This window comes from Desulfovibrio sp. (genome assembly GCF_041907885.1).
In the GTDB taxonomy this organism is placed as follows: domain Bacteria; phylum Desulfobacterota; class Desulfovibrionia; order Desulfovibrionales; family Desulfovibrionaceae; genus Desulfovibrio.
This window is the reverse complement of sequence record NZ_JAYRGM010000008.1, coordinates 1,135-12,745: the sequence shown is the minus strand read 5'-3', so window position 1 is coordinate 12,745 and position 11,611 is coordinate 1,135. Positions and strand designations below refer to the sequence as shown.

The window sequence follows — 11,611 nt, the reverse complement described above, 5'->3', positions numbered from 1 at the left end:
CGCTGCGGCGCTTTGCGGGCTCATACGCCCCTTATACCATGGAGGCCATCCCATGACGGATACAATGGACGCGGTAAATACACCAACGTTTGAGTCACATCAGGGCTCTGGCCTGGAACACGAGGGCGATCTGCTCCAGCTGGTCACCTTTCGTATCGGCGAAGAAGAGTTCGGGGTCGATATCCTGTCTGTACAGGAGATCATCCGCCTCATGCAGATTACCATGGTTCCGCATGCCGCCTCCTTTATAGAAGGTGTCATCAATCTGCGCGGCAAGGTTATTCCTGTCGTCAACATGCGCACGCGTTTTCATCTGCCCCCGGTGGAGCACGACGGCAACACGCGCATTGTGGTGATGGAGTTCAACCAGAAAATTGTGGGCTTTCTTGTGGACGGCGTTTCAGAGGTGCTGCGCATTCCCGCCTCCACTGTCGAAGCCGCGCCCCCGGTTGTGTGCGGCATCGGCTCGGAGTACATACGCGGCGTTGGCAAGCTTGAAGACCGTCTGCTCATTCTGCTTGACCTCGACACGTTATTGAGCGACATGAACGCCGATGCGGGTTAGCATGGCGGCCAGGCGCGCACCCCTGAATCTGCACGGACGGCGGGTTTTTTAAGCCCCGGAGCCTGCGGTTTTTTTGAGTGACGACGCGCAGCCTGAAGCCAACGCCAGCCGGGGTGGTCTGCCTGCCTCGGTCATGCCGCCGCAGCAGGAGGCCTTATGTCCATGCGTCTTTCCCGTTCCGTTGTGGGTGAAGCTGAAGCCCGCGCCGTTAGCCGCGTCATTACTGAAGACGGCTATCTTGGCATGGGCAACGAAGTGCGCCTTTTTGAAGAAGAAGTGGCCCAGTACCTTGGCGTTAAGCCAAGCCAGGTTATCACGGTCAATACCGGCACGGCGGCCCTGCACCTGGCCGTGGATGCCGTTGCCGCCCAGTGCCATGTGGCGGGAACCCCCGAAGTTCTTGTTCCTTCGCTTACCTTTGTGGCGTCTTTTCAGGCGATCACTGCTGCTGGCTGCACGCCTGTGGCCTGCGATGTGCTGGCCGAAACCGGCACCATTGATCTGGCCGATGCCGAACGCCGCCTGACCCCCCGCACCATTGCCATCATGCCCGTTCACTATGCCAGCAACCCCTGGCAGCTCGATGCCACCTACAGCTTTGCCCGTCAAAATGGCCTGCGCGTGGTGGAAGACGCCGCCCATGCTTTTGGCTGCAAAAGCCATGGCCGCAAGATCGGCAGCTTTGGCGACATGGTCTGCTTCAGCTTTGACGGCATCAAAAATATCACCTGCGGCGAGGGCGGTTGTCTGGTGGCCTTTGACGAGGAGGCCGGGCAGCTGGCTTCCGATGCACGCCTGCTTTCGGTGGCCAACGACGCGCAAAAGCGTTTTACGGGTGGCCGCTCGTGGGATCCCGATGTCAAACGGCAGGGCTGGCGCTACCACATGAGCAACATCATGGCAGCCATTGGCCGGGTGCAGCTTGCGCGTCTTGAGCCGGAATTCATCCCGGCCCGCCGGGCGCTGACCGCCATTTACGAGCAAAGACTTGTCGATGTTGATGGTCTGGCACTGCTGCACACCGATGCGCAGGATTTTGTGGTGCGCCACATCATGCCCGTGCGCGTGCTGGGGGGCCGCAAGGACGCGGTTAAGGAATTTTTGGCCGCGCGCGACATTCCCACCGGCGTTCACTACAAGCCCAACCATCTGCTGAGCTGCTTTGGCGGCGGTGCGCAGTCGCTGCCCGTGACCGAGCAGCTCTATGCCGAACTGGTGACACTGCCCCTGCACCCCGGCCTGAGCACCGAAGACGTGGAGAGCGTGTGCGACGCACTGATTGCCGCACTGAAGTAACCGCTGCCCACGCGGGCGGAGGTTGCCGTGGCTAGGGGCTGGCAGAGCGTGCCCGGCTGCACCGGGATTGCGGCTCTGGTGCGTGGCCTTCTTGCCAGGCGCTGGGTGCGTTTTGGCATAGTGGGCGGTGCGGCCTCGGTGTGTTATTTTGTGCTGGGCCTGCTGTTTGTCAGCGTGTTGGGCCTGCCCACGCTGGCAGGCAACGCCCTGGCCTATGCGCTCAGTTTTATCGTGTCCTACCTTGGGCAATGCCTGTGGACCTTTCGCGCTGCCGAGGCGGGTGCGGGCATTGCCACGCACCGTACCATGCTGCCGCGTTTTGCGGCAACGCAGGCCGTGGGCCTGTGCTGCAATTCAGCCATTGTCTGGCTGCTCGTTAACATGGGCGTGCCCTATGCCTGGGCCATGCCCGTTGCCGTGCTGCTTGTGCCGGTCATGGTCTACATGCTCTGCAAGGTATGGGTCTTCAAAAAGCAGGCCTCCTTTGCGCCGTCTGCACCAGAGAGTTCTGAGCCAGATAATTCTGAGACAGAGAGGTCTGCGCCACAGAACTTCGGGCCAGGCCAGCCCCCGGTGCAGCAAGCTGCCACCCCCCACCCCGCACGCAACGAGGATAAAGCATGAATGCCCCCGCTGTTTCGGTTATCATGAACTGCCTGAACAGTTCCCGCGATCTGCGCGAGGCCATGGACAGTCTCATGGCCCAGACCTTTACGGATTTTGAGGTTGTTTTTTGGGACAACTGCTCAACCGACGAAAGCCCGGCCATTGCCCAGAGCTATGGCGAAAAGGTGCGTTATTTCAGGGGAGAAAGCATTGTTCCGCTGGGCGAGGGCCGCAATCTGGCCCTGGCGCAGGCGCGTGGGCGGTATCTGGCTTTTCTCGATTGCGACGACCTGTGGAAGCCGACCAAGCTGGAACGGCAGGTTGCCCTGTTTGAAGCCAATCCCCGTGTGGGGCTTGTGTGTACAGATACAGAGATTTTTGATGGCAGGCGGGTGCTCAAGCGCCTGTTTGCCGAAACCTCGCCCCAAAGGGGCATGGCTTTTGCCGCACTGATGCAGCGCCAGTGGATATCCATGTCATCGGCCATGGTCAGCCGCGAGGCGCTGACCAGTCTTTCGGCAGAAAAAATTTCTTCTGGCCAGGGTATCAACGGGGGTTGGTTTGACCAGAGCCTCAACGTATGTGAAGAGGCCGATGTTTTTTATCGCATCGCCCACGACTGGGAACTGGACCATGTGGATGAACCCCTGACACTCTGGCGGGTACACGGGGCCAATACGACCTTTAGAAAGTTTGGCCAGTTTGCGGATGAAACGCTGCGTATTCTTGAAAAACACCGCGCTTTGTACCCTGGATATGATCAGCAATATTCGCATCTTGTGTCCCTGATGACCCGCCGGGCGGGTTTTCAGAAAGCAGTGGCCCTGTGGCGGGAGGGGCACAACAGTGCCGCCCGCGAGGCCGTGCGGCCCTGGCGAAACAGCGGCCTTAAATACAAGCTTTTCTGGTGGGCAAGTTATCTGCCGGGAGTTTTTTTTGACATTGCGGCCCGCCTGTATTTCGCGCTGCCCGCCAATTTGCGACAATAACGCTAAGTTTTGTGTCGTCATTATAGGAAAAACGTGTTGTTTTTTTGGCTAAAAGATTATATTCGCTCTCAATGGTCTTAGAGGGGGATAGGGTAGTATTGTCGGGTCGCACGGAAGGGACTCCCACTGCCATACGCCCCCTAGTAACACATAACAGTTGAGGGTCTGTTATATGGCTTGGACACAAGTGTATGATCCGGTTGGCGGAGCTGTGGTTTCCGCCCTGCTGGCAGGTATCCCCCTGATCAGCCTTTTTTACATGCTGGCCGTGCGCCGTGCTAAGGGGCACTACGCTGCGGCTCTTGCCGTGGGCCTTTCTTTCGTTCTGGCTGTTGCCGTGTGGGGCATGCCTTTTGGCACCGCCCTGGGCGCGCTGAGCTATGGCGCCGCCTTTGGCCTCTTCCCCATCATCTGGATCGTCATCACGGCGGTCTGGGTGTACAACATGACCGTGGAATCGGGCGAATTTGAGTACATCAAAGAATCGCTCGCCCGTCTTACGGACGACCGTCGCCTTCAGGCCATCTTTATCGCCTTTGCCTTTGGTTCCTTCATTGAAGGTACCGCTGGCTTTGGTACGCCTGTGGCCATCACCGCTGCCATGCTGGTGGGCCTGGGCTTCCGCCCCCTGTACGCCGCTGGTATCTGTCTGATCGCCAACACCGCTCCTGTGGCCTTTGGCGCCATTGGTATCCCGATCATCGTCGGCGCTCAGGTTTCTGGTATTCCTGAAATGCACGTGAGCCAGATCGTGGGCCGTCAGCTGCCCTTCCTGTCCATCTTGGTTCCGCTGTGGCTCTGCGTGGTCATGTGCGGTTTCAAGCGCGCCATGGAAGTTATGCCCGCCATCATCGTGGCTGGCGTGAGCTTTGCCGGTTCGCAGTTCCTGTTCTCCAACTACCACGGCGCAACCCTGCCCGATATCATGTCGGCCCTGATCACCATTATTGCTATGGTGCTGTTGCTGCGCGTGTGGAAGCCCAAGACCGTTTGGCGCTTTGAAGGTGAAAAGGAAACCGTGCTGAGCGGTGCCGCCCCCGCAACGGGCGTGGTGCTGCGTGCGTGGCTGCCCTACATTGTGCTGGCCGTTATGGTGTTCTTGTGGGGCCTGCCCCAGTTCAAGAACATGCTGAACGCCGTGCCCGGCTCGGTGCTCAAGTTCTCCTGGCCCGCTCTTGACGGCATGGTCCACAAGGCTGCCCCCATTCTGGCCGCTGGCAAGGATCCCAACTACGCAGCTGTGTTCACGTTCAACTGGCTCTCCGCCGGTGGTACGGCCATTCTGCTGGCTGGTTTCTTCTCTGTGCCTTTCATGCCCGGTTATTCGTTCGGCAAGGCTGTTAGCTGCCTGTTCCGCACGATTCACCAGCTGCGCTTCCCCATCCTGACCATCGCCATGATTCTGGGTCTGGCCTACCTCATGAACTTCTCCGGCATGAGCTCCACCCTGGGTATTGCCTTTACCCTGACCGGTCCCCTGTTCCCGCTCTTCTCGCCCCTTCTGGGCTGGCTGGGCGTGTTCCTTACCGGTTCGGACACTTCTTCGAACGCTCTGTTCTGCGGTATGCAGCGCTCGACGGCCGAAGTGGTGGGCATGGATCCGGCCCTGGCCGTTTCCGCCAACTCTTCCGGTGGTGTTACCGGTAAGATGATTTCGCCCCAGTCCATCAGTGTGGCAACCGCTGCCACCAATCTGGTTGGTCACGAAGGCGACCTGTTCCGCTTTACGCTTGGCCACAGCTTGGCCATGACGGCCTTTATCTGCGTGCTCACCTACTTGCAGTCCAACGTGCTGCATTGGATGCTGCCGTAAACGTGGTTTTCCTTCCGTAATGTGACGCCGCCCCGCAAGGGGCGGCGTTTTTTGTTGTGTGGGCTAAGCACTTCCTTCTTGCCCCACGTCACGAGTTGAAAGCGCCGGGATCCCTTGATACTTGAGCCTTTGTGTCCACCTTGCCAGCCGGGGCTGCGTGTTTTATGGTGCGCTGCAATGCTTGGAGGACACATGGATTCGCAGCAGGTAACTTTTTCTACGATCATCAAATCGCTGGGTCTTGTATTCGGCGATATCGGCACAAGCCCAATTTACACGCTTGCTGTCATTTTTTTGCTCACTGAGCGCACGGAAGCCCACTTTATCGGCATTTTGTCGCTGATTATCTGGACCTTGTTGTTGCTTGTAAGCGTAGGCTATGCCTGGCTTGCCATGAGCCTGAGCAAGGGCGGCGAGGGTGGCACCATTGTGCTGCTTTCCATTCTGCGCCCCCTGCTCAAGTCTACGAAAAAAATTGGTGTGGCCTCGGTACTGGCCTTTGTGGGTGTTTCGCTGCTGATTGGTGATGGCGTCATCACGCCAGCGATTTCCATTCTTTCGGCGGTGGAAGGTCTGACACTTGTGCCGGGCCTTGAGGAAACACCCAAGGCTGCAATTGTGGGCCTGGCGCTTGTTATTACCCTTGTGCTTTTTGCCGTGCAGCGGCGCGGCAGTGGTGCTGTTTCGGTGGTTTTTGGCCCCATTATGGCCATATGGTTTGGGGTGCTGGCACTTTCTGGCTGTGTTTCCATTGCGCAGACCCCGCAGGTGCTCAAGGCTCTCAACCCCTGGTACGCCGTTGATTTTATGCTTCACAACGGGCTTGTGAGCTTTTTTGTGCTTTCTGAGGTCATATTGTGCGCCACTGGTGGTGAGGCCCTCTATGCCGATATGGGGCACATGGGGCGCAAGCCCATCATCGCAGCGTGGGGTATCGTTTTTGTGGCCCTGGTGGCCAGCTATATGGGGCAAACATCCTTTCTTATTCGCAATCCAGGTGCGGAAAATGTGCTGTTTGAGATGATCAACAGTCAGGCGCACTACCTCTACGTTCCCTTTCTTGTGCTGAGTCTGCTGGCCACGGTTATTGCATCGCAGGCCCTCATCAGCGGCCTGTTCTCCATCATGTATCAAAGCATGGCCACGCACATCATGCCCTTGTTCAAGGTGGATTATACATCCAAGGAACTGCATTCCCAGATATATATAAACTCCGTGAACTGGGGTTTGTTTATTGCCGTGGTGTGTGTCATCTGCGGTTTTGGCGAGTCACACAAGCTGGCAGCTGCCTATGGACTGGCTGTTACGGGAACCATGACCATAACCGGCGTATTTATGGTGTGGATATTCCACCTGCAAGGGCGGCATTTCAACGCTGTGATTGCGGCCTTTATCTGCGCGCTTGATTTTATTTATCTTCTCGCCAACTTTTATAAATTTCCTCACGGCGGGTACTGGTCCATTCTTATCTCGCTCATTCCGCTTTCAGTTATTCTGATTTACACGCAGGGGCAGCGGGCCGCCTATCAGCGCATGCGGCCCATGGGCAAGGAACAGTTTTTGAAAAAGTTTGCGGAAGAAAAAGCCCACGGTCATCCCATACGCGGTTCGGCCATTTTCTTTTTACGCAGTCTGGACAAGGTTTCGCCCTACATTGTCAAAACCATGTTCAGCAACGGTATCATTTATGAGCAGAACATCATGCTCTGCATGTCGCGCACGTATGAGCCTACGGGCGTGGTGTGGCGTTTTGCGGATGATCCGGCCGAGGGGATTCGCGTTTTTGAAGTTTCTGCCGGTTACATGGAAGTGGTGGATATTGACCACATCATGTCAGAAGCTGGCATTAAGCCGCGCGTTATCTTTTATGGGGTGGAAGACATTCTCACCACTTCGCCCCTGTGGCGCATATATGCCATCATAAAAAAACTGGCCCCCTCGTTTGTGCAGTTTTATAAAATGCCCGTACATGCAGTACACGGGGTAATCAGCCGTATCGACATGTAACTGGTCTGGGCATGCGGGCGCGCGCATGCAAGGGGAGGCAGAGCCGTGCAAATCAAGTGTACCGTTGCGGGCAGTGCCTTGCTCTGCCTGTTCCTTGGCGGTGCGGTATGCGGATGTACGCCACAGCAGCGGCCCCCGCTGTCGTTTGACGACCAGCAGGCCCTGGCTGCCAACAGGCAATGCCGTGATGAAGCAAGCCAGATGAACAGCGAATGGCGGGGAGACACCAGCTATTTTCCCTGGCGGGCGTACTACAATATGTGCATGCGGCGGTTTGAGGTCAGCGACGAACAGCTGCGCAGATTGCGCCTGCCCTGATCTGGCTGGGTGGTGCGTGTGCCAGCCAGTGAAATCAGCCCCGACGGTGCGGGCCGTTTAAGCTTCTTTTTTGACGTTTTTGATGTGCTGATCGCCGCGTAGAAGTTCTGGCCCGCTAGGGCCACTTTTGCGGCAAAATTGGGCATGCCTGGTTTTTTGAGGCCATATTGAAAAGAAGGGGTGACCAGTACGGTCACCCCTTCTTGCATGTATGCAGCCAAAGCAGATTTATTCGTCGCCCACCTTGAGGGCTGCCAAAAAGGCTTCCTGCGGCAATTCCACATTGCCCATGCGCTTCATGCGCTTTTTGCCTTCTTTCTGTTTTTCAAGCAGCTTGCGCTTACGGGTGATATCGCCGCCGTAGCACTTGGCGGTCACGTCCTTGCGGAAGGCCGAAACGGTCTCGCGGGCAATGATTTTTTGGCCGATTGCCGCCTGAATGGCCACCTGGAAAAGCTGGCGCGGGATGCTGCGCTTGAGCTTGAGCGCAAGGCCGCGTCCGTAGGTGTAGGCCCTGTCGCGGTGTACAATGACAGCCAGGGCGTCAACGGTTTCGCCGTTCAGCATGATGTCGAGCCGCACCAGGTCAGATTCGCGGTAGTCGAGCGGGTGGTAATCCATGGAGGCATAGCCGCGCGTGGCAGACTTGAGCCGGTCAAAAAAGTCGTACACTATTTCTGCAAAGGGCAGTTCGTAGGTAACCACCACGCGGTTGGTGGCCAGATAGTGCAGGTTTTTTTGCATGCCGCGCTTTTCTTCGCACAGTTTCATGACGTTGCCCACGTAGTCGTTGGGCACATGGATATCCATGTTCACGTAGGGCTCGTAGAGCGCGCGGATCTTCGTGGGGTCAGGCAGATGGCTCGGGTTGTCGATCTGTAATGTTTTTCCGTCGTTGGTGTCTACCTTGTAGATCACCGAAGGAGCAGTGGCGATGAGGCTGACCTCAAATTCGCGCTCAAGCCGCTCCTGTATAATTTCCATATGCAGCAGGCCCAAAAAACCGCAGCGAAAGCCAAAACCAAGAGCCTGAGAAGTTTCTGGCTCAAAGGAAAAGGCCGCATCGTTGAGCTGAAGTTTCTCAAGGGCGGTTTTGAGGTTTTCGTATTCGTCGGACTCTGTGGGGTACAGGCCGCAGAAAACCATGGGTTTAACTTCGGTAAAGCCCGGCACTGCTTCGCTGGCGGGATTGTTGACCAGGGTGATTGTATCGCCCACGCGGGCATCGCCCAGCTCCTTGATGGAGCCGCACATAAAGCCCACCTCACCAGCGTGGAGCAGGTTCACGTCTGTGGCTTCGGGTGAGAACACGCCGAGGCGCAACACTTCATATTCCTTGCCCGTGCTCATCAGGCGCACCATATCATTGCGCTTGATGGTTCCGTCCATGATACGGAACAAAATTACCACACCCTGATAGCTGTCGTACCACGAGTCGAATATCAGTGCCTTGAGGGGGGCGTTTTCGTCACCCTTGGGGGCGGGCAGGCGGTTTACAACGGCTTCAAGCACCGCATCCACGCCCATGCCGGTTTTGGCCGAAACAGGCATGGCCTGTGAGCAGTCAAGGCCGATGCTCTCTTCAATTTCAGCCTTTACGCGGTCAACTTCGGCGCTGGGCAGGTCGATTTTGTTGAGCACAGGCACGATTTCGTGGTCGTGATCCAGAGCGAGGTACACGTTGGCCAGGGTTTGCGCTTCAACGCCCTGAGTGGCGTCAACAACCAGCAGCGCGCCTTCGCAGGCGGCCAGCGAGCGCGACACTTCGTAGTTGAAGTCAACGTGGCCGGGGGTGTCGATGAGGTTCAGCTCGTATTCCTGCCCGTTTTGGGCCTTGTAGGGAATACGCACCGTCTGGGCCTTGATGGTGATGCCACGTTCCCGTTCCAGGTCCATTTTGTCCAGATACTGCTGGCGCGATTCCCGCTTGCTGACAACCTGCGTCAGCTCAAGAATGCGGTCGGCCAGGGTGGATTTGCCGTGGTCGATATGGGCGATAATGCAAAAATTGCGGATATTTTCCTGCTTGGGCATGGTGATGTCCTGGGAAACTGGATTGGTTGGCGGCGAGTTTTTCCGCGTTGAACCTGAATATATATCCAAGATTCGCGCGGAAGTCTATTTACTGGTGCGGGTGTTACCCGATGACAGGAAATCCTCAGGATATAGATACTTGGTGAAGAAAAAACTTTTTGAAAGAAGTGCTTTTCTTATGGACATCAACAAAGTTTGGATCTGTAGAAGATATTTCTATTGAAACCTTATCTCCATTATGCTGACGAAAAGCAGTCAATGGATCACATACCCCCTGAGCTGGAATCAAAAATACATATAATTGTATGTTCTTGTCGCTAAGAATGAAAAAAAGATCTCTATCAACTTTGTCCTGTTTGGGGTCATCCACCAAACAGGCCTGTTCTTGTTGAGAGTAGAAAAAACAGTATTTTAAGGAGTGATTGCAAGCTCTGGGTAACGAATTTTAATGAATTTTATCGCCGATGCTTTGTGTATGTTATCCATGATGCCATCCACCACAAAAGCAAAGCCGCAACAGCGTGGAATAAATCCACGCGGCTGCGGCTCCACAAATCTGAAAATTGGTAGCTCAGCGAAGCTGGGCCAGCTGCAAGCGCACAATGGCGCGTTGCAAAGCGGCTTCAGCGCGGGTCATGTCCACCTTTTCGTTATGGCCGGCAATACGCTTTTCAGCGCGTTCCTTGGCTGCCATGGCGCGTGCGGTGTCGATGCTGTCCGCCAGCTCTGCCGATTCGGCCAGCACGGTGAGTACATCATTGTTCACATCGGCGAAACCGCCAGAGATGAAAACATGCTCATCCTTGCCGCCGGTGCGGTAGCGCAGACCACCGATCTTCAGGGCGGAAAGCAGGGAAACGTGCTTGGGCAGCACGCCGAATTCGCCCTCGATTCCAGGGCAAACGGCCATTTCCACTTCGCCGCTGACCACGGTTTTGTCCGGCGTAACCACTTCAAGTTGCAGCGTGCCCATAGGTACTCCTTCGCTCCTGATATACGCAGATGGCCGGGTTCGGGTCGCGCCTGTATGGCGCGACCCAGAACCTCAAAGCGTTGCGATTAACGCCTTACTTCTCTTCCTGCAGCTTGCGCTGTTCGTACTTGGCAACGGCCTGTTCAATGCCGCCCAGCATGTAGAAGTCACCTTCTGCCATGTGGTCGAATTCGCCGTCCAGAATGCCCTTGAAGCCCTTGATGGTGTCTTCAAGCTTCACATACTGGCCAGGGGTGCCGGTGAAGGTTTCGGCCACATGGAAGGGCTGCGAGAGGAAGCGCTGAATGCGGCGCGCACGCGCAACAGTCAGTTTGTCTTCGTCAGACAGTTCGTCCATGCCGAGGATGGCGATGATGTCCTGAAGTTCTTTGTACTTCTGGAGAACCATCTGCACACGACGGGCCACCATATAGTGATCTTCGCCCACAACGTTGGGGTCGAGGATACGCGAGGTGGAGTCGAGCGGGTCCACGGCGGGGTAAATGCCCAGTTCCGCGATCTGGCGGGAAAGCACGAGCGTGCCGTCCAAGTGCGAGAACGTGGTGGCCGGGGCCGGGTCAGTCAAGTCGTCAGCAGGGACGTAAACGGCCTGCACCGACGTGATCGAACCGTTGTTGGTCGAGGTGATGCGTTCCTGCAAGGCACCAAGGTCAGTACCCAGGGTGGGCTGATAACCCACGGCCGAGGGCATGCGGCCAAGCAGAGCGGACACTTCGGAACCAGCCTGCGTGAAACGGAAGATGTTGTCGATGAAGAGCAACACGTCCTGGTGTTCTTCATCACGGAAGTATTCCGCGCAGGCAAGGGCCGTAAGGGCCACGCGGGCACGGGCTCCCGGAGGTTCGTTCATCTGACCGTAAACAAGCGTGGCGCGTTCCAGAACGCCTGCATCCTTAAGTTCGTGGTACAAGTCGTTGCCTTCACGGGTACGTTCACCGACACCCGCGAAAACCGACGAACCGCCGTGCTGCTTGGCGATGTTGTTGATC

The 11,611-nt window shown here is 56.6% G+C and carries 10 protein-coding genes; 7 read left to right on the top strand and 3 right to left on the bottom strand.

What is annotated here, in order from left to right; genetic code table 11:
- The first annotated feature begins 64 nt into the window (after nucleotides 1-64).
- The 7 genes from ACE3NW_RS06200 to ACE3NW_RS06170 all read left to right on the top strand — a co-directional run bounded on the left by ACE3NW_RS06200 (nucleotide 65) and on the right by ACE3NW_RS06170 (nucleotide 7,594).
- Nucleotides 65-565, top strand: a complete 501-nt coding sequence (locus ACE3NW_RS06200) for a chemotaxis protein CheW (RefSeq protein ID WP_374281618.1) — start codon at nucleotides 65-67, stop codon at nucleotides 563-565.
- Nucleotides 566-721: 156 nt separating this feature from the next.
- A complete protein-coding gene (locus ACE3NW_RS06195) occupies nucleotides 722-1,861 on the top strand; it encodes a DegT/DnrJ/EryC1/StrS family aminotransferase (RefSeq protein WP_374281483.1) in 1,140 nt (379 codons plus the stop codon).
- Between the two features lie 27 nt (nucleotides 1,862-1,888).
- Nucleotides 1,889-2,485, top strand: coding sequence for a GtrA family protein (locus ACE3NW_RS06190; RefSeq protein ID WP_374281481.1), 597 nt, complete (start codon nucleotides 1,889-1,891; stop codon nucleotides 2,483-2,485).
- Complete coding sequence (locus tag ACE3NW_RS06185; protein WP_374281479.1) at nucleotides 2,482-3,456, top strand: glycosyltransferase family 2 protein; 975 nt, start codon at nucleotides 2,482-2,484, stop codon at nucleotides 3,454-3,456. Before ACE3NW_RS06190 ends, ACE3NW_RS06185 begins: the two co-directional genes overlap by 4 nt.
- A gap of 172 nt (nucleotides 3,457-3,628) precedes the next feature.
- Nucleotides 3,629-5,269, top strand: a complete 1,641-nt coding sequence (locus ACE3NW_RS06180) for an L-lactate permease (protein ID WP_374281477.1) — start codon at nucleotides 3,629-3,631, stop codon at nucleotides 5,267-5,269.
- Nucleotides 5,270-5,461: 192 nt separating this feature from the next.
- A complete protein-coding gene (locus ACE3NW_RS06175) occupies nucleotides 5,462-7,276 on the top strand; it encodes a KUP/HAK/KT family potassium transporter (protein WP_374281474.1) in 1,815 nt (604 codons plus the stop codon).
- Nucleotides 7,277-7,321: 45 nt separating this feature from the next.
- On the top strand, nucleotides 7,322-7,594 hold the full coding sequence (locus ACE3NW_RS06170; RefSeq protein WP_374281472.1) for a hypothetical protein: 273 nt from the start codon (nucleotides 7,322-7,324) through the stop codon (nucleotides 7,592-7,594).
- 228 nt (nucleotides 7,595-7,822) lie between these two features.
- Here the strand turns inward: ACE3NW_RS06170 and lepA are convergent, their stop codons facing one another.
- From lepA to atpD, 3 genes are all read right to left on the bottom strand, one after another.
- The gene (gene lepA / locus ACE3NW_RS06165) at nucleotides 7,823-9,628 is read right to left on the bottom strand and encodes a translation elongation factor 4 (RefSeq protein WP_374281470.1); all 1,806 of its coding nucleotides are present in this window, start codon (nucleotides 9,626-9,628) and stop codon (nucleotides 7,823-7,825) included.
- Nucleotides 9,629-10,199: 571 nt separating this feature from the next.
- Nucleotides 10,200-10,601, bottom strand: a complete 402-nt coding sequence (locus ACE3NW_RS06160; protein ID WP_374281468.1) for a F0F1 ATP synthase subunit epsilon — start codon at nucleotides 10,599-10,601, stop codon at nucleotides 10,200-10,202.
- Nucleotides 10,602-10,695: 94 nt separating this feature from the next.
- A partial coding sequence (gene atpD, locus ACE3NW_RS06155; protein ID WP_374281465.1) for a F0F1 ATP synthase subunit beta occupies nucleotides 10,696-11,611 on the bottom strand: 916 nt, incomplete at its 5' end.